The organism is Bacillus cereus group sp. BfR-BA-01383 (assembly GCF_022663495.1).
GTDB classification, from domain to species: Bacteria; Bacillota; Bacilli; order Bacillales; family Bacillaceae_G; genus Bacillus_A; species Bacillus_A cereus_AU.
The window spans coordinates 115,428-133,831 of sequence record NZ_JAKUFP010000009.1; the positions used below are offsets into that span (position 1 = coordinate 115,428).

The window sequence follows — 18,404 nt, forward strand, 5'->3', positions numbered from 1 at the left end:
CATCCAAGCCATGAAATAACTCAATGAAAAAGGTAATAGAGACAAGGCTCTACTACCTTCTGTAAATTATATCACATTTTCATTTCATTGACTATTTGAAGTTTAATCCCTTCTTATATAATACTGGCTTTTTCTTCTTCCCTTTTTTCCCTGTTAATAAAGATCCTACTAGTAAGAAAGTCGGAATTGATGACAACCCTCCAATTAACAACCAATCTCTTGCTTGTATTGGCATTGTGCTAAAAATCGGTTGTAACGGTGGATAATATATAACCACTAGCATTAACAGTAAAGAAATGATAACCGCTCCAACTAAATACACGTTCCCAAATGGATTGCGGTGGAAGACAGAATGTTCACTACGACAATCAAACACATGAATAAGTTGAGCAAGCACCAACGTCGCAAATGCTACAGTTTGCGCATATTTCAGTTCATTTGGATGTTGATTATATGCAATAATAAACGCCACTAAAGTCACTGCCCCAATGAGAAATCCTCGGCTAATAATTTTCCACGCAAGTCCTCTAGCGAATACTCCTTCTTTCGGATGGCGCGGCGTTCTCTTCATCACATCTCCCTCAGCTTTATCCAAGCCCAATGCCATCGCTGGTAAACCGTCAGTAACTAAATTCACCCATAGAATTTGAATTGGAACCATCGGCAGCGGTAATGCAAGTAACATTGCAAATAGCATTACTAAAATTTCTCCAACGTTTGACGCTAGTAAGTATCGAATAAACTTACGTATGTTCTCGTATATATTTCTGCCTTCTTTAATTGCTGATTTTATCGTCGCAAAATTATCGTCTAGCAAAACAAGTGAAGAAGCTTCTTTCGCAACATCTGTCCCTGTAATTCCCATCGCTATCCCGATATCTGCTGTTTTTATGGCCGGGGCATCGTTCACTCCATCACCTGTCATCGCTACTATATGCCCTTTATTTTGCAGCGCCTTAACAATTTTCAATTTATGTTCAGGTGATACGCGAGCAAATACATACGTATCTTCTACAATATTTTCTAGTTCCCCGACATCCATATTCGCAAGTTCTACTCCTTCAACAACGCGTCCACCAGTCGGTAAAACCCCTAATTGTTCCGCAATTGCCATTGCTGTCACTTTATGATCTCCTGTAATCATCACTGTTCGAATACCAGCTTCTTTACACTCTTTTACCGCCTGTTCTACCTCTGGTCTTGGCGGATCAATCATTCCTTGTATCCCGACTAACATAAAATCTTTTTCAACGTCTCTTTCATGCTCAATAGAGTCAGTTGCTTTTAATGGCTTAAATGCAACTGCAATTGTTCGAAGTGCTTGACTCCCTAAACTATGAATAGCCGCCTGTACTTCTTTTCTATACAACTCACTTAATGGTTGCTGCTTATCCGCCCATAAGATCGTTTGACTCATTTGCAAAAGGACATCTGGTGCTCCTTTTGTCACAACAAACTTTTTCCCCTCTCGATCTCGCACAATTACACTCATCATTTTTCGGGTCGAATCGAATGGAAATTCACGAATAATTTCAAATTTCCCTTTCAGTGCCTCACGCGTAATCCCCGCTTTCATTGCTGCAGCTACAAGCGCTCCTTCTGTCGGATCTCCATCTAACACATACGCCTTTTTCTTTTGAATAATATTTGCATTGTTACATAATGAACCAAATGTAAGTAATTGATAAAGTGCTTTTGTCTTAGCTGGATCCACTTCTTTTTCACCTTTCATAAAAGATCCATTAGGTTCGTATCCTTGACCTGTCACTTTCCATAACTCTCCACCTGACCACATATGTGTTACCATCATTTTGTTTTGCGTCATTGTTCCCGTTTTATCAGAACATATAACAGAAGCGCAGCCTAACGTTTCTACAGCTGGTAACTTCCTTACAATCGCTCTCTTTTTTATCATACGCTGTACACCAAGCGATAAAGCTACTGTAACGATTGCTGGTAATCCTTCTGGAATAGCAGCAACAGCTAGCGACACGCCTGCTAAAAACATATGGTATACTTCATTCCCTTGATACACACCGGCTAATACAACGAGCGCTGTCAAAATAAGAGCCACAATAATTAATATTTTTCCGAGTTGCTCTAACCTTCTTTGTAGTGGTGTTTCCATTTGCTCTGCATTTTGTAACATATTTGCAATTTGGCCCATCGCTGTATTCATACCAGTTGCCACAACGACCCCTGTTCCAGATCCTCGCGTAATCATCGTACCCATAAAAGCCATATTTTTTTGATCACCAATTGAAACGTCTTGCCCCTGCAATACTTCTACCTTCTTTTGCACAGGTACTGACTCTCCTGTCAAAGCAGACTCTTCAATATATAAACTAGATGCCTCAACGAGACGTACATCAGCCCCAATACGATCGCCACTGGAAAATTTAATAACATCACCTAAAACAAGCGCTTTAGATGGTGCCTTTACCCACTTTCCATTCCGCAGTACAGTAACTTGCGGGGCGGCTAGCTCTTTTAAGGCTTCCAATGATTTTTCGGCTTTTCTTTCTTGAAAAAAACCGAGAATACCATTGATAATAACAATGGCAACAATAGCGATAGAATCAATATATTCACCTAAAAAAGCAGAAACAATTGTTGCGCCAAACAAAACGAGTACCATAAAATCTTTAAATTGCGCTAAAAATACCATTAGTGCAGAAGGCCTTTTTGCTTCATCTAATTCATTTGTACCAAATTTCTTGATTCGCCCTTCTGCTTCTTTCTCCGTAAGTCCAACCTTCACATTCGTATTCGTTCTTTCTTCCACTTCATGTGCCCGCATTCCATACCAGTTCATCCTACTATCGACCTCCTGATTCCAGACATACTCTATTGAAAGCTTATTCAGCCTCGTCCAAAAAAATGCTATAATTAACTTTTAGTTAGAAAGGAGTGTTCATTTATGGCATTCGATGGATTATTTACAAGAGCGATTACACATGAAATTGCAAATTCTCTTTACACGGGAAGAATTTCAAAAATATATCAACCTTCAAAATACGAAATTTTATTACATATTCGAGCAAACGGAAAGAACCAAAAACTGATTCTCTCCGCTCACCCGACATATGCGCGGTTACACTTAACAAATCAAAATTACGATTCACCTGCACTTCCGCCAATGTTCTGTATGCTTCTCCGTAAGCATTTAGAAGGTGGGTTCATTGAAAAAATAGAACAAATCGATTTAGAACGCATTATTCAAATCACAGTGCGCAGCAGAAATGAAATTGGTGACGAATCACAAAAAACATTAGTAATTGAAATAATGGGACGACATAGTAACATCATTTTAGTAGATACAAAAACAAATAATATTTTAGATAGCTTAAAACACGTTTCTTTAGCAGTAAACCGACATCGAACTGTATACGCTGGAGCCGAATATATTGCACCGCCAGCACAACATAAAATTAACCCACTTCAGATTGAAACAGATGCTGAATTTATTAGACCTCTAGACTTTCTATCTGGAAACATGGATAAACAGCTTGTCGGCACTTTTACAGGAATATCACCGTTATTTGCAAAAGAAGTTGTGAAAAGAGCAGGTATGGTAAATGAAAAAGCTTTATCTGAAGCATTTTTCTCCATACAAAAACCATTACTAACTCATACATATACACCAACGATGATTACTGCAAACGGGAAAGAATTCTTTTATCTTTTCTCACTTACACACTTACACGGAGAAGAAAAAACTTTCTCATCTGTTAGTGAATTGTTAGACCGTTTCTTTTTCGGAAAAGCAGAGCGCGACCGTGTAAAGCAGCAAGCTCATGATTTAGAACGCTTCATGCAAAACGAAAAAAACAAAAATGAGAAAAAACTCATCAAACTAGAAAAAACATTACAAGATGCTGGAAAAGCAGATAAATATCAACTATTTGGAGAACTACTTACAGCCAATATGTATGCTTTAAAAAAAGGTGATAAAGATATTGAGGTCGTTAATTATTACGATGAAAATGGCGGAACTGTAAAAATCACATTAGATCCTTTAAAAACACCATCTGAAAATGCGCAACGTTACTTCCAAAAGTACCAAAAAGCAAAAAATTCGGTTGTAGTTGTAGAAGAACAAATCGAAAAAACAGATGAAGAAATCCTTTATTTTGATAGCTTACTTCAACAAATGGAAGCTGCTTCTTCAAAAGATATTGAGGAAATTCGTGAGGAGCTAGCTGAAGAAGGTTATATGCGGAATCGTAAGACGAAAAACGCAAAGAAAAAGCCTACAAAACCAGTATTGGATAAATATTTAGCTAGTGACGGTACAGAGATTTTCGTTGGTAAAAACAATAAGCAAAATGATTATTTAACAACGAAATTTGCCCGTCGTGATGAAATTTGGTTACATACGAAAGACATACCTGGTTCTCACGTTGTCATTCGTTCTTTAGAACCTGCTGAAGAAACTTTACTGGAAGCTGCAAAAATTGCTGCGTATTACAGCAAAGCAAAAGAGTCTAGCTCTGTACCTGTTGATTTCACGAAAATACGTCATGTCAAAAAACCGAGTGGTGCAAAACTTGGTTTTGTTACGTACGACAATCAGCAAACTGTATATGTAACACCGGATGCTGATACTGTAATGAAATTAAAAGCATAAACATTAAAAAATGCGTTGCTTGCAAGCGACGCATTTTTTTATTATTTTCTAGTTCATATATCCATTCACTAATTCATAACATCTTTCTTTTGTCATCTTATATTTTTCATCTGCAGCTTCGATATATCTCATCGTTCCATTATTTTCATCCGTAGCAATTGCTTTAACTCTAATTTCCTTTTCTAACTTCAATATTGTCAAAAAATTTGACAACGCTACTTCATATTTGTATAAATTTTTTTACAGTGTGTAAAGAAAGTGAGTCTTGAGTGGATGTTTTTTCATTCTCCCACTGCTAATTGAAGGAATATGTATTTCACGAGTAGCCCACCGTCCACAAATAATGGGCTAAATTGCTTATTTTCTCTAAAACATATGTAATTCTCACTATCTTTTCTCTAAAGATATTTTTTGGCACGCTATTTGCTTTATTCAATACTGTGAATAGGGGGAGGAATTAACATGACTTTACAAATTAATAAAATCCAAAAACAACTACAAAACTATGGGATTGACGGGTTACTCATTACAAAGAAAGAAAATCGCCAATATGCAACAGACTTTACAGGTAGTGCTGGCGTCGTCTTAATCTCTGCGGATACAGCTGTTTTTATAACTGATTTCCGCTATGTAGATCAAGCAAAATCACAAATAAAAGAAGCTGAAATCATTATGCATAATGGGAATTTAGAAAAAGAAGTTGCAAATCAAGTATCAAAATTAAATATCCAAAAACTTGGCATTGAAGAAAACAATATAACTCTGCAACAATTTAAGAAACTACAAAAATATATACATACGGAAATGGTTCCAGTTTGCGAAATCATTGAAAATATTCGCCTTATTAAAGACACACCCGAAATAGAAACAATGAAAATTGCAGCTACTATCGCTGACGATGCATTTCACCACATCCTTACATTTCTAAAACCAGGAATAAGCGAAAATGATGTAAGAGATGAATTAGAATTTTTCATGCGAAAAAAAGGCGCTACATCTTCATCATTCCAAATCATTGTAGCTTCTGGCGTTCGTTCGTCACTTCCTCATGGAGTTGCATCTGATAAAATAATCGAGCATGGCGATATCGTTACATTAGATTTCGGTGCACTTTACAATGGTTATTGTTCCGATATAACACGTACTATAGCAATCGGCGAGCCATCAGAGGAATTCAAAAAAATATACAATGTTGTACGAGAAGCATTAAAACGCGGAACGGAAGCAATTAAGCCTGGAGAAACTGCGAAAAGTATCGATGATGTAACGAGAAATTACATTACAGAACATGGATATGGTCAATATTTTGGTCACTCTACGGGGCACGGTCTTGGTTTAGAAATACACGAACCTCTTCGCCTATCCCAAGAAAGTAAAGCTACTTTAGAAGAAGGTATGGTTGTTACAGTAGAACCAGGTATTTACATACCAAACTGGGGCGGTTGTAGAATTGAAGACGATATCGTCATTACAAAAGACGGATATGAAGTTATTACAAAATCAAATAGAGAGCTAATTGTTATTCCTTGTTAAAATTATGAACTTTTTAACAGGAATTTCCCTTCGCACATAGAATTCCTACTCTGGAGTATTCGTCTAAAGAGGGGGAATTTTAATTGAACTTTGTAATCGATAAAATAGATGGTTTACAAGTTGAATTTTCAAAACTTGTTTCCATGATGAATTACGCTCGTTACACAACGATGCAAGCGGTGGAAGGTTTAACAATTGAAGAACTTGATTATTTATATGATGATGAAGCAAATTCAATCGGCATGCTATTGTACCATATGGCTGCTGTTGAATTTTACTACCAGATTCATACTTTTGAAGACCGTGAACCAACAGACGCCGAATTAGAGCGGTGGTTACCTGGCGTCGAGCTAGGGAATCTTGGACGTGAGAAAATAAAAGGAAACTCTATGGAATTTTACATCAATACATTGCAAGAAGTACGTTCCAAAACGATTGAAACTTTTCAATCGTTACCTGATGAATGGCTATTTAAAACGACAGATTTTTGGTATGACAAACCAGCTAACAATTATTTCAAATGGTTCCACGTATTTGAAGATGAGATCAATCACCGCGGACAAATTCGTTTGATTAAGAAGATGCAAAAAGCTCATGCAGTGAAATAAGGAAGTGCCACCGAATAAGGTGGCATTTTCTTTTATTCATTTACAGTACATGAAATTTCATTTTTATTCTTTTTCCTATACTCACATACTTTCACCGCTTTCATACAATGAACTACACGAACGCCTAAAGGATGTGAATGTTATGGGAGTTGAATTAACGCTTTTACATGCTCTCTATGTTCTTTGTTTACTGACTATCATTACCTTCTTTATTCTTCGAAAAGATACGACGATTATTTGTATCGTTTTTATCTTTTTGTTAGCACTAACCGCAACAAGTTCTATCCCTCTTGCCATTAGCGGTATTTTTCAAAGTTTCATTTACGCCATTACTGAATTATTACCAACTATATTAATCATCTTCATTATCGTATCAATGAGCAATCTACTCGTTCATACCGGCATAAATGATACGATGATTTCACCGTTTACAAAGATGATTCGTACCCCTACCCTCGCCTACTGGATTATCGGTCTTTTAATGATGACAATTTCTTTCTTCTTTTGGCCCTCTCCTGCTGTCGCCTTAATGGGAGCTATTTTATTACCAGTCGCTGTACGCGTCGGCCTTCCTCCGATTGGAGTCGCAATTGCTATGAACTTATTTGGACACGGCATCGCCTTATCTGGCGACTTCGTTATTCAAGGTGCTCCGAAATTAACAGCGGACGCTGCTGGTCTCCCTGTTTCCAGTGTCGTATCTGCAAGTGTTCCCCTCGTTATTGTTATGGGCGTTGTTACAACTTCTGTCGCTTTTTTCTTCTTACGAAAAGAATTTCATACAGGATTATCGTTGCAAAATTCCTCTTCATCAACTGAACCATCTAAAACTACTATTTTTTTATCTCCTCGCATAAAGAAATGGCTCGCTATATGTATCCCTATCGTATATATCATTGATATCCTTTGTATGATGCAGTTTAAACTACAAGGAAGCGATGCTACAGCGCTTATCGGCGGAACGACAGTTATTATGATTATTATCATTTCTCTCATCGCCTACAAAGGAAATGGCCTAAATAAAACGACCGATTATTTTATAGAAGGGCTCCAATTTGGATTTAAAATTTTTGGTCCAGTTATTCCGATTGCAGCACTTTTTTATTTAGGGGATAGTGGATTTGTAAAAATTATTGGAGACTATTTACCGAAAGGTTCACATGGAATCATAAACGACTTAGGAATCGCATTATCTCAAACGGTTCCTTTAAATCAATATGTATCAGCTGGGACATTAACTATCGTTGGTGTTATAACAGGCTTGGATGGATCTGGTTTTTCAGGTATATCACTCGCTGGTTCAATTGCCAATCTTTTCGGAACAGCACTTGGCCATGGAACAGCTACATTAACAGCACTCGGGCAAATTGCAGCTATATGGACCGGGGGCGGAACCTTAATTCCTTGGGCGCTTATTCCTGCCGCTGCTATTTGTAAAGTAGATCCATTTGAACTTGCACGCCGAAACTTTTTACCAGTTGTAATTGGTTTAATTGTCACCACGATCGTTGCGATGTTTATCCTATAACGTAAGCAAATATTCTCTTGCTTACGTTTTTTTATTGTACAATTCATCATAATGTACTGACTTTCAAAAGGGATTAGTTATTACTTAGCGAAATTATATTAGGAGAGTAATTCTTTTAAAACGTTTACGAAAAACAGATTACTGCAATTAGAAAAGGGGACATAACTATGAATGAATTGATTTTCGTCTTATTAATTTGTCCATTACTTACCTTTATCGTTTCTGTTATTGGAACACGTAGAACGAAAACATATTACGTAATGCCGATTGTAACGTTTGCTAGTTTTTTAATAATAGGTGTTTTCGCCTTTACTTCAAAATTTTTCTTTTGGGTTGGTATGTATAGTATCTTCTCATTTATTGTTTCTTATATGACTCTCTTGTTTGTGAGAGGATATGAAGTTGTAGAAAGTAATAAGTAGTTGTTAATAAGGGGATTTTAATATGATTTTCTTTGATATTGATGGAACTTTACTTGAATTTATATAAAAAAACGACCGCGTTCCCCCGCGGTCGTCTTTTTTCGTGTTACGCTGTGATCCAAGCTTCGTTAGCTGGATTTTTACGCCACTCTTGTAATTTTTTCGTTTCAGCTTGTCCGATCATACCTTTTTCTGCTGCAACTTCAGTTAATGCGCTGTAGTCACTTAAAGAATATGACGCTACGTTTGCTGCTTCTAGTTTCTCTTTTCCTGACTCAAGCTCGTATGTGAAGATTGATACGATTCCTAATACTTCACAGCCAGCTTCGCGAAGTGCTTCTACACATGTAATTGCACTACCACCAGTTGAAATTAAGTCTTCTACTACTACTACTTTTTGACCTTCTTCAGCTTTTCCTTCGATTTGGTTCCCTTTACCGTGACCTTTTGCTTTACTACGTACGTAGCACATTGGTAAATCCATACGATCGCTTACCCATGCAGCGTGAGCAATACCAGCAGTTGCTGTTCCTGCAATAACTTCTACAGCTGGGAAGTGCTCTTTAATTAACTCTTCTAATCCAGCTGCAATCGCTTGGCGTACTTTTGGATAAGATAAAGTTAAACGATTATCACAATAAATTGGTGATTTCATACCAGAAGACCACGTGAATGGATCATTCGGTTGTAAAAATACTGCTCCAATTTCTAATAAATGCGATGCGATTTCTTTTTTCATACTGTTACACCTTCCCACTGTTGTTTTACTGTTTTATACGCTTCAAGCGGATTTTCTGCTTTTGTAATACTACGTCCAACTACGATATAGCTTGAGCCAAGTTCCCTCGCACGTTTCGGTGTTGCTACGCGCACTTGATCATTTACATCATCACTAGCAAGACGAATCCCCGGTGTTACTGTTACAAATTCATTTCCGCATACTTCACGTAATTTTGGAACTTCAAGTGTTGAACAAACAACGCCATCAAGTCCACTTTCTTTCGTTAATTTTGCATAATGAGCAACCGCTTCTTCTAACGTTTTCTCAATGCCGATCTCTTTTTTCATCATAGCTTCCGAAGTGCTTGTTAGTTGTGTAACTGCAATACAAATCGGTCTCTCTTTTCCTTCTTGCTTACCTTCCTCTAATCCCTCAATCGCAGCTTTCATCATGCTACTTCCCCCAGCAGCATGAACATTTACCATATCAACCTCTAGACTAGCTAGGCTACGCATAGCGCTTTTTACTGTATTCGGAATATCATGAAGTTTTAAATCTAGAAAGATTTTATGTCCTTTTTCTTTTAAGTACGTAATAATTGCAGGGCCTTCTTTGTAAAATAACTCCATACCAACTTTGACAAATAACTCTTCCCCTTCAAAGTGGTGTAAAAATTGTTCTACATCTTGTTTCCCTGGAAAATCTAGTGCAACGATTAACGACTGTGACATGTTTGCTTCCAGCTCCTTCCTTGACATTCCGAAATGTGATCAAATCCTAATTCATCTAGTAATGCTGGTAATTCTTCAATAATTGTCGGACATACGAACGGATCGATAAAGTTCGCTGTACCTACTGCAACTGCACTTGCACCAGCGTAGAAGAATTCAATTACATCTTCAGCTGTTTCAATACCACCCATTCCAATAATCGGAATGTTAACCGCTTGGCTTACCTCATGTACCATACGAATTGCTACTGGCTTAATCGCAGGACCTGATAGTCCGCCTGTACGGTTTGCTAAAATTGGTTTAGCTGTTTTTAAATCTAGACGCATACCAAGCAATGTATTAATCATCGTTAAACCGTCTGCACCTGCATTTTCAATCGCTTTTGCAATTTCCACAATGTTTGCCACGTTCGGTGACAACTTTACATATACAGGCACTTCAGAAACCTCTTTTACTCGCTTCGTTAAATCAGCAGCAATTTCAGGATTTGTACCAAAGGCGATACCACCTGTTTTTACGTTTGGACAAGAAATATTTAATTCTAGTGCATGGACATTAGGCGCTTTAGAAATTTCCTTTGCAACTGCTACGTAATCCTCAGCTTGTGAACCTGCAACGTTTGCAATAATCGGAAGGTCAAATTGCTCGAGAAAAGGTAATTCAGAATTCATTACTTTTTCTAGCCCTGGGTTTTGAAGTCCGATGGCATTTAACATGCCGCCTGGTGTTTCAGCAACACGAGGCGTCGGATTTCCATAGCGTGGTTGTTCTGTCGTCGCTTTAATCATGATTGATCCTAGTACACTTAAATCGTAAAACTGTGCATATTCACGACCAAATCCAAAGCATCCAGATGCCGGTATAATTGGATTTTTTAATGATAATCCTGGTAATTCAACTTGCAATCTGTTCATAGTACAACCTCCCCGATTGGAAATACTGGTCCGTCGCTACACACCTTCTTGTAAGAATGTCCACTTGGATCTTCTTGCAAGTGGCATACACATGCGAAACAAGCTCCAATACCACAACCCATACGTTCTTCTAATGAAATATAGGCTTTTTTCTCTTTGTAACGTCCTTCTAATGCACGAAGCATCGCTAACGGGCCACATGAATAAAGAATGTCAAAGTCAATTCCGTAATTATCAATTACATCTGTGACAAATCCTTGTGTACCGTGTGTACCATCTACTGTCGCAACATACGTATCACCAAGTTCTGCGAATTTTTCTTCATAGAAAACAACATCTTTCGTTTGAAAACCTAAGATGTGAATCACACGTACACCTTTTGCAACGAGGCGCTGTGATAATTCATAAAGTGGTGGTACACCAATTCCCCCGCCTACTAATAAAGCTGTTTGTCCAGCTTCCGCTTCTTCTACAGGAAAACCGTGTCCTAGTGGTCCTAGTACATCTACCATTTCACCTTGTTTTCTAGTTGCTAATGTTTTTGTCCCTTGTCCTTCCGCACGATATAGCATTGTAAATTCGTTCTTCTCTTGATCTACATTACAAATACTAATTGGGCGGCGCAGAAGGGGCGCAATGCCCTCTGCTACCTTAATGTGTACAAACTGTCCTGGTTCGTTCATTTGCTGTACTAACGTTCCTTGAAGCACTAATTCGTAAATGTTTTTTGCGATTTCTTTTTGGTTAACGACGATCATATTTTGCTTTTGCATCATGCATGTACCACCTCGTGACGCTTTGTTTGCGTAATTTCTTTCATTGAATGAGCTGAGAATGTCATAGATTCTAATACTCGTAAGATTGCTCTCGTTGTATCAAGTGATGTTAAGCAAGCCACACCATTTTCTACTGATTCACGGCGAATGCGGAAACCATCACGCGCTGGCTGTTTTCCTTTTGTTAATGTATTGATTACAAACTGTGCTTTTCCTTGACGGATAATATCAAGTAAGTTGTATTCTTCAGAATCAATTTTGTTTACAACTTGCACTGGAATATTTTGCTCTGCTAACGATTGTGCTGTTCCAGCTGTTGCTAATAAGTTGTAGCCGATTTCGTGGAAACGTTTTGCAATTTCCATCGCCTCTTCTTTATCTTTATCCGCTACAGTAATGATTACTGATCCGTGCGTTGGAATATTAATTCCAGAAGCAACTAGCCCTTTGTATAATGCTTTTTCAAGTGTTAAGTCTTTACCCATTACTTCCCCTGTCGATTTCATTTCAGGTCCTAATGTTGTATCAACTGAGCGTAATTTCGCAAATGAGAATACCGGCGCTTTTACATATACTTCTTTCTCTTCTGGGTGATAGCCAGTTCCGTATCCTTGCTCTACTAAATCTTGACCTAAAATAACTTTCGTTGCGACATTCGCCATCGGTACACCTGTAATTTTACTTAAGAATGGTACTGTACGGCTCGCACGTGGATTTACTTCAATTACATACACTTGCTCTTCGAATACTACAAACTGGATATTTAGTAATCCAACAATGTTTAAACCTTTTCCAAGTGCAATTGTATGTTCAATAATTTGTTCTTTTAGTTTTTCAGATAAGCTTTGTGGTGGATATACTCCAATTGAGTCACCAGAGTGAACTCCAGCACGTTCAATATGTTCCATAATACCTGGAATGAATACATTTTCACCATCTGAAATTGCATCTACTTCAATTTCTTTACCAACCATGTAACGGTCGATTAATACTGGGTGATCTGCGTGAACTTTAACCGCGTTCTTCATGTAGTGCAGCAGTTCTTCTTGACGATATACGATTTCCATCGCACGTCCACCAAGTACGTAAGATGGTCTTACTAATACTGGGTAACCAATTTTATCAGCGATTGCTACCGCTTGCTCTACAGTTGTTGCTGTTTTACCAACTGGTTGCGGGATACCAAGCTTTGTTAGAGCTGCTTCGAACTTATCACGATCTTCTGCACGGTCTAAATCTTCAAGTGATGTTCCTAAGATTTTCACACCGTGTTCTTCTAATTTAGCTGCTAAGTTAATTGCCGTTTGTCCACCGAATTGGACGATAACACCTTCTGGTTTTTCTAAATCGATAATGTGCATTACATCTTCGATTGTTAATGGTTCAAAGTATAATTTGTCAGAAATACTGAAGTCTGTTGAAACTGTTTCTGGGTTGTTATTAACAATGATTGCCTCATATCCAGCTTCTTTAATTGCCCATACAGAGTGAACTGTTGCGTAGTCAAACTCCACACCTTGACCGATACGGATTGGACCAGACCCTAGTACAACCACACTCTTACGATCTGTTATAACCGATTCATTCTCGTCACCATATGTGCTGTAGTAGTATGGTGTTGCAGATTCAAACTCTGCCGCACAAGTATCTACCATTTTATAAACAGGAGTCATATTGCTTTCTTTACGCATATCGTAAATTTCACGCTCTGTTTTGTTCCAAGCATTGGCGATGTAATGATCACTGAAGCCCATTTCTTTCGCAGATTGTAACACTTCCATATTTCCTACATTTTCTTTTACTTCGCGTTCCATGTTTACGATGTTTTCAACTTTTTGTAGGAAGAAGAAGTCCATTTCACACCATGAATTAATTTCTTCTTTCGTTACACCTTGACGGATTGCTTCTGCTACAATAAACAATCTCTCATCATCAGCTTTTATAATGCGTTTTTTCATTGTCTCTTTATCAAGCTCTTTTAAGTGATCTAATTCTAAGTGATAGATACCTAGTTCTAAAGAACGAACCGCTTTTAATAATGATTGCTCTAAGTTACGTCCGATTGACATAACTTCACCAGTTGCCTTCATTTGTGTACCAAGTGTTCTGTTTGCTGATTCAAACTTATCAAATGGCCAACGTGGAATTTTTGAAACAACATAGTCTAATGCTGGCTCGAAGCAAGCGTATGTTTTTTGTGTTACTGGATTTATAATTTCATCTAATGTTAAACCGACTGCAATTTTTGCCGCTAGCTTCGCAATTGGATATCCAGTTGCTTTAGATGCTAGTGCAGATGAACGACTTACACGCGGGTTTACTTCGATTACATAGTATTGGAAGCTATGTGGATCAAGTGCAAGCTGAACGTTACATCCACCTTCAATTCCTAATGCGCGAATAATTCGTAATGAAGTGTTTCGTAACATCTGATACTCACGGTCACTTAATGTTTGGCTCGGTGCTACAACGATAGAATCACCTGTGTGAACCCCAACTGGATCGATATTTTCCATGTTACATACTACAATCGCGTTATCATTCGAATCACGCATTACTTCATATTCAATTTCCTTACAACCAGCAATGCTCTTTTCTAATAAACATTGTGTTACTGGACTATGTTTTAATCCACCTGATACGATTTCAATTAGTTCTTCTTCATTACTACAGATTCCGCCACCTGTTCCCCCCATTGTAAATGCTGGGCGAACAATAACTGGATAACCAATTTCTTTTACAAATTCATATGCTTCTTCTAGCGTATGAATAATCGTACTAGATGGAATTGGTTCATTTAATTCCTGCATTAATGTACGGAATAAATCACGATCCTCAGCTTGCTCGATTGCTGATAACTTTGTTCCTAAAATTTCAACTCCGCACTCTTCAAGTATGCCTGATTTCGCAAGTTCAACAGCCATATTTAAGCCAGTTTGACCACCTAATGTTGGTAGAATTGCATCTGGACGTTCTTTACGAATGATACGGCTTACGAATTCTAATGTTAATGGTTCTATATATACTTTATCTGCTGTCGCAGTATCTGTCATAATTGTTGCTGGGTTAGAGTTAACAAGGATTACTTTGTAACCTTCTTCTCTAAGAGATTGACAAGCTTGTGTACCAGAGTAGTCAAACTCTGCTGCTTGCCCAATTACAATTGGTCCTGATCCGATTACTAAAATTGTGTTAATGTCTAGGCGTTTTGGCATAACTCTTCCCCTTCTTTCTTGAAGTTTTCAATCATTTCTAAGAAATCTTCGAATAAATCATTTGCATCTTCTGGTCCTGCTGAAGCTTCTGGGTGGTATTGCACTGTAAATGCTGGGAACTTCGTATGACGAAGACCTTCTACCGTTCCATCATTTAAAGCAACATGTGTAATTTCAAGCTCTGTATTTTCAACTGATTCTTCTTCTACTGCATAACCATGGTTTTGAGAAGTAATTGCTACTTTTCCAGTTGCAAGATTTTTCACTGGATGATTTAAACCACGGTGACCGAATTTTAACTTACTTGTATTTGCACCAGATGCTAGAGCGAACAATTGATGTCCTAAGCAAATTCCGAATAAAGGAACTTTACCGATGATGCCTTTTAACATTTCAATTGCTTCTGGTACATCTTTTGGATCCCCAGGTCCATTACTTAACATAATTCCATCTGGGCTAAGGCGTAAAATCTCTTCTGCTGTTGTATTGTAAGGTACTACAATTACATCACAGTCACGCTTATTTAATTCTCGTAAAATACCATGTTTCATTCCGAAGTCTACAAGTACAACGCGATGACCACGGCCTGGACTTGGATATGGATCTTTTGTTGATACGCGTTTTACATGATCTGTAAAGACAGTTGCTTTCAATTGGCTAACGATGTCCTCTACATCCACATCCATGTTACAAAGACGTCCGCGTAATGTACCGTATTGACGGATTTTTCTCGTTAATTTTCTCGTATCAATTCCTGCCAATCCTGGGATGTTTCTTTCTTTTAAATAATCATTTAACGAAATTTCATTACGGAAGTTTGATGGGTGATGACAAATTTCGTTTACAATTAAACCATTTACAGACGGGTGAATTGATTCAAAATCGTCACGGTTAATGCCGTAGTTTCCGATTAATGGGTACGTAAATGTTACGATTTGACCGCAATATGATGGATCAGATAATGTTTCTTGATATCCAGTCATTCCTGTTGTAAATACAACCTCACCTGACTTTTCGATTTCTCCTCCGAAACCTTTTCCAATTAATACTGTTCCATCTTCTAAGATAAGTTGTCTTTTCATACTAATGCACTCTCCTTTTGCCATGCGATCTTACCACCAACGATTGTCATTACCGGCCATCCTTGGCATTTCCAACCTGCGAATGGTGTATTTTTTCCTTTTGATAAGAATGTTGTTGGGTCAATCTCTTCTTCTTGTTCTAAATCAATGATTGTAATATCAGCTGCTCTACCTTCTTTCAGGCGACCTGCTTCTAAGCCGAATGTATCAGCTGGCTTTTCTGTTAAATATTGAATTAACTGCTCTAGTGTAATAATTCCTTTTTTCACAAGGTTTGTGTATAGAAGTGGGAATGCTGTTTCGAAACCAGTAATTCCGAATGGCGCTCTTTCAATTCCTTGTGCTTTCTCTTCCGCTGTATGCGGTGCATGATCAGTTGCGATCATATCGATTGTTCCATCTAGCAACCCTTCAATTAACGCTGCGTGATCTTCTTTTCCACGAAGCGGTGGGTTCATTTTGAAGTTTGGATCAGCTGATGGGATATCATCTTCACATAACACTAAGTGATGCGGTGTTACTTCTGCTGTTACTTTAATTCCAGCTCGTTTTGCATCACGGATTACACGTACAGATCCTTTCGTACTTACGTGACATACGTGATAGTGACAATCTGCCGCTTCAGCAAGCAAGATATCCCTTGCAATATGTACAGATTCACATACTGATGGGATACCGTTTAATCCGTGTTTCTCAGAAAACTTCCCTTCATGTACACAACCTTTATTAATAAGTGTATTTTCTTCACAGTGTGCAACTACTGCCATATTCAGTTTCGCTGCACGCTTCATAGCAGCTAACATCATGCTTGCATCTTGTACGCCTACACCGTCATCAGTGAAAGCAAATGCTCCAAGTTCTTTTAACGTTTCGAAATCTGTCATTTCAGAACCTGCTTGGCGTACTGTAATTGCTCCGTATGGTAGTACGTTGACATGCGCTTTTTCTTGAATACGTTTTTGCAGGTCTTCCATATGTTCTCTGCAATCTGGCACTGGACGTGTGTTTGGCATTGCGCAAATTGTTGTAAATCCACCTTTTGCTGCTGCAAGTGTACCTGTTTCAATTGTTTCTTTATGTTCACCACCTGGTTCACGAAGATGTACGTGTACATCTACTAATCCAGGTGCGATTAACTTTCCGTTCACATCGATTACTTCAGCATTATCTGCCGTAATATTTTCTGCTACTTTCGCAATTTTACCGTCTTGTACGAGAAGATCTGTTGCTACGATTTTTCCTTCTTCATTCATATAACGACCATTTTTAAACAAGTAATTCATGTTTCATTCCTCCTAATACATTTGGTAAGGCGCGTTTTAGTACAGCCATTCTTACGTAAACTCCATTTTCCATTTGTTTGAATATGCGTGAACGCTCACACTCAACAAGCACACTTGCAATTTCAACATCACGGTTTACAGGAGCTGGATGCATAATAATGCTTCCTTTTTTCATACGCTTTTCTCTTTCTACTGTTAATCCATGTTTCTCATGATATTCTTTCATAATGTCTGTTTCATAATGATCATGGCGCTCATGTTGTACACGAAGTAACATCATTACATCCACTTCTGGAACAAGTTCATCTAAGTCTTTGTAAGTTCCAAATGCGTTCTCTTCATCTTTCCATTCTTCTGGGCTCGCAAAGTAAATTGTTGCACCAAGTTTCGTTAACGCTTCTGCATTAGAACGTGCTACACGGCTATGACGAACATCTCCAACTATCGCAATCTTCAATCCTTCAAAACTTCCAAACTCTTGTTTAATCGTTAAAAGGTCTAGTAAACATTGCGTTGGATGATTTCCACATCCATCACCTGCGTTTAAAATTGGGATATTTACCTGATCTTTTAGCTCATCGAAGTAACGATCCTGCTCATGGCGAATGACCACTGCTTTTGTTCCGATTGATTCTAGTGTTCTTATCGTGTCGTATAACGTTTCTCCTTTTTGTACGCTAGATGAATCTGCTGAAAAGTTTAACACGTCAAGTCCTAATCTCTTCTCAGCAACTTCGAAGCTAAATCTCGTTCTCGTACTATTTTCAAAGAACAAGTTTGCTACAAATGTTTGCTCTGTTGTTTTTCTCTCTTTTCCATTCGCAAAATCTTCTGCGTCTTTTAGGATTTCTGAAATTTCTTGCTCCGATAATTCACTCATCGTTAACAAATGGCTCATCGTCATCCCTCATCTTTCTGATTTTTATGATAGCACTTATGAATTTTTATAACAACATTTGTA

General features: G+C 38.0%; 14 protein-coding genes and 1 pseudogene. 5 read left to right on the forward strand and 10 right to left on the reverse strand.

Features of this window, described 5'->3' with window-relative positions:
- Positions 1–91: 91 nt before the first annotated feature.
- The gene (locus MR065_RS11660; RefSeq protein ID WP_242213762.1) at positions 92–2,815 is read right to left on the reverse strand and encodes a calcium-translocating P-type ATPase, SERCA-type; all 2,724 of its coding nucleotides are present in this window, start codon (positions 2,813–2,815) and stop codon (positions 92–94) included.
- A 105-nt stretch (positions 2,816–2,920) separates the two neighbouring features.
- Between MR065_RS11660 and MR065_RS11665 the strand changes: the two genes are divergently transcribed.
- A complete protein-coding gene (locus tag MR065_RS11665; protein ID WP_242213763.1) occupies positions 2,921–4,630 on the forward strand; it encodes an Rqc2 family fibronectin-binding protein in 1,710 nt (569 codons plus the stop codon).
- A 48-nt stretch (positions 4,631–4,678) separates the two neighbouring features.
- On the opposite strand, the pseudogene MR065_RS11670 reads toward MR065_RS11665, so the two are convergent.
- Positions 4,679–4,813 (reverse strand): annotated as a pseudogene (locus tag MR065_RS11670) (lysozyme inhibitor LprI family protein); the annotation flags it as partial.
- Between the two features lie 279 nt (positions 4,814–5,092).
- Between MR065_RS11670 and MR065_RS11675 the strand changes: the two are divergent.
- From MR065_RS11675 to MR065_RS11690, 4 genes are all read left to right on the forward strand, one after another.
- On the forward strand, positions 5,093–6,163 hold the full coding sequence (locus MR065_RS11675; protein ID WP_242213764.1) for a M24 family metallopeptidase: 1,071 nt from the start codon (positions 5,093–5,095) through the stop codon (positions 6,161–6,163).
- An 83-nt stretch (positions 6,164–6,246) separates the two neighbouring features.
- Positions 6,247–6,771 carry a DinB family protein gene (locus tag MR065_RS11680; protein ID WP_242213765.1) on the forward strand — a complete coding sequence of 175 codons (525 nt, stop codon included), beginning with the start codon at positions 6,247–6,249 and terminating at the stop codon, positions 6,769–6,771.
- 142 nt (positions 6,772–6,913) lie between these two features.
- The gene (locus MR065_RS11685; protein ID WP_242213767.1) at positions 6,914–8,299 is read left to right on the forward strand and encodes a hypothetical protein; all 1,386 of its coding nucleotides are present in this window, start codon (positions 6,914–6,916) and stop codon (positions 8,297–8,299) included.
- A gap of 167 nt (positions 8,300–8,466) precedes the next feature.
- Positions 8,467–8,721, forward strand: a complete 255-nt coding sequence (locus MR065_RS11690) for a YbeF family protein (RefSeq protein WP_242213769.1) — start codon at positions 8,467–8,469, stop codon at positions 8,719–8,721.
- A 106-nt stretch (positions 8,722–8,827) separates the two neighbouring features.
- Here the strand turns inward: MR065_RS11690 and pyrE are convergent, their stop codons facing one another.
- Genes pyrE through pyrB form a run of 8 tightly spaced genes read right to left on the reverse strand, consistent with a single transcriptional unit; the run spans position 8,828 to position 18,341 of the window.
- Positions 8,828–9,460, reverse strand: a complete 633-nt coding sequence (pyrE, locus tag MR065_RS11695; protein ID WP_242213771.1) for an orotate phosphoribosyltransferase — start codon at positions 9,458–9,460, stop codon at positions 8,828–8,830.
- Positions 9,457–10,173 carry an orotidine-5'-phosphate decarboxylase gene (gene pyrF, locus MR065_RS11700; RefSeq protein ID WP_097830931.1) on the reverse strand — a complete coding sequence of 239 codons (717 nt, stop codon included), beginning with the start codon at positions 10,171–10,173 and terminating at the stop codon, positions 9,457–9,459. Before pyrF ends, pyrE begins: the two co-directional genes overlap by 4 nt.
- Positions 10,158–11,087 (reverse strand): dihydroorotate oxidase B catalytic subunit, encoded by a 930-nt coding sequence (gene pyrD / locus MR065_RS11705; protein WP_001081053.1) that lies wholly within the window; start codon positions 11,085–11,087, stop codon positions 10,158–10,160. Before pyrD ends, pyrF begins: the two co-directional genes overlap by 16 nt.
- The gene (pyrK, locus tag MR065_RS11710; RefSeq protein ID WP_242213773.1) at positions 11,084–11,863 is read right to left on the reverse strand and encodes a dihydroorotate oxidase B electron transfer subunit; all 780 of its coding nucleotides are present in this window, start codon (positions 11,861–11,863) and stop codon (positions 11,084–11,086) included. The genes pyrD and pyrK overlap by 4 nt, the downstream gene beginning before the upstream one ends.
- Positions 11,860–15,078, reverse strand: coding sequence for a carbamoyl-phosphate synthase large subunit (gene carB / locus MR065_RS11715; protein WP_242213775.1), 3,219 nt, complete (start codon positions 15,076–15,078; stop codon positions 11,860–11,862). Before carB ends, pyrK begins: the two co-directional genes overlap by 4 nt.
- The gene (locus MR065_RS11720) at positions 15,063–16,160 is read right to left on the reverse strand and encodes a carbamoyl phosphate synthase small subunit (RefSeq protein ID WP_242213778.1); all 1,098 of its coding nucleotides are present in this window, start codon (positions 16,158–16,160) and stop codon (positions 15,063–15,065) included. Before MR065_RS11720 ends, carB begins: the two co-directional genes overlap by 16 nt.
- On the reverse strand, positions 16,157–17,443 hold the full coding sequence (gene pyrC, locus MR065_RS11725) for a dihydroorotase (RefSeq protein ID WP_242213779.1): 1,287 nt from the start codon (positions 17,441–17,443) through the stop codon (positions 16,157–16,159). Before pyrC ends, MR065_RS11720 begins: the two co-directional genes overlap by 4 nt.
- Positions 17,427–18,341 (reverse strand): aspartate carbamoyltransferase, encoded by a 915-nt coding sequence (pyrB, locus tag MR065_RS11730; RefSeq protein ID WP_098267880.1) that lies wholly within the window; start codon positions 18,339–18,341, stop codon positions 17,427–17,429. The genes pyrC and pyrB overlap by 17 nt, the downstream gene beginning before the upstream one ends.
- Positions 18,342–18,404: the final 63 nt, after the last annotated feature.

Excerpts from the sequence above, each read along its gene's own strand:
- pyrK (WP_242213773.1), bottom strand. The coding sequence starts at position 11,863 with ATGATGCAAAAGCAAAATATGATCGTCGTTAACCAAAAAGAAATCGCA.
- carB (WP_242213775.1), bottom strand. The coding sequence starts at position 15,078 with ATGCCAAAACGCCTAGACATTAACACAATTTTAGTAATCGGATCAGGA.
- MR065_RS11720 (WP_242213778.1), bottom strand. The coding sequence starts at position 16,160 with ATGAAAAGACAACTTATCTTAGAAGATGGAACAGTATTAATTGGAAAA.
- pyrC (WP_242213779.1), bottom strand. The coding sequence starts at position 17,443 with ATGAATTACTTGTTTAAAAATGGTCGTTATATGAATGAAGAAGGAAAA.
- MR065_RS11675 (WP_242213764.1), top strand. The coding sequence starts at position 5,093 with ATGACTTTACAAATTAATAAAATCCAAAAACAACTACAAAACTATGGG.
- MR065_RS11665 (WP_242213763.1), top strand. The coding sequence starts at position 2,921 with ATGGCATTCGATGGATTATTTACAAGAGCGATTACACATGAAATTGCA.
- MR065_RS11685 (WP_242213767.1), top strand. The coding sequence starts at position 6,914 with ATGGGAGTTGAATTAACGCTTTTACATGCTCTCTATGTTCTTTGTTTA.
- pyrD (WP_001081053.1), bottom strand. The coding sequence starts at position 11,087 with ATGAACAGATTGCAAGTTGAATTACCAGGATTATCATTAAAAAATCCA.
- pyrE (WP_242213771.1), bottom strand. The coding sequence starts at position 9,460 with ATGAAAAAAGAAATCGCATCGCATTTATTAGAAATTGGAGCAGTATTT.
- MR065_RS11660 (WP_242213762.1), bottom strand. The coding sequence starts at position 2,815 with ATGAACTGGTATGGAATGCGGGCACATGAAGTGGAAGAAAGAACGAAT.
- MR065_RS11690 (WP_242213769.1), top strand. The coding sequence starts at position 8,467 with ATGAATGAATTGATTTTCGTCTTATTAATTTGTCCATTACTTACCTTT.
- pyrF (WP_097830931.1), bottom strand. The coding sequence starts at position 10,173 with ATGTCACAGTCGTTAATCGTTGCACTAGATTTTCCAGGGAAACAAGAT.
- pyrB (WP_098267880.1), bottom strand. The coding sequence starts at position 18,341 with ATGAGCCATTTGTTAACGATGAGTGAATTATCGGAGCAAGAAATTTCA.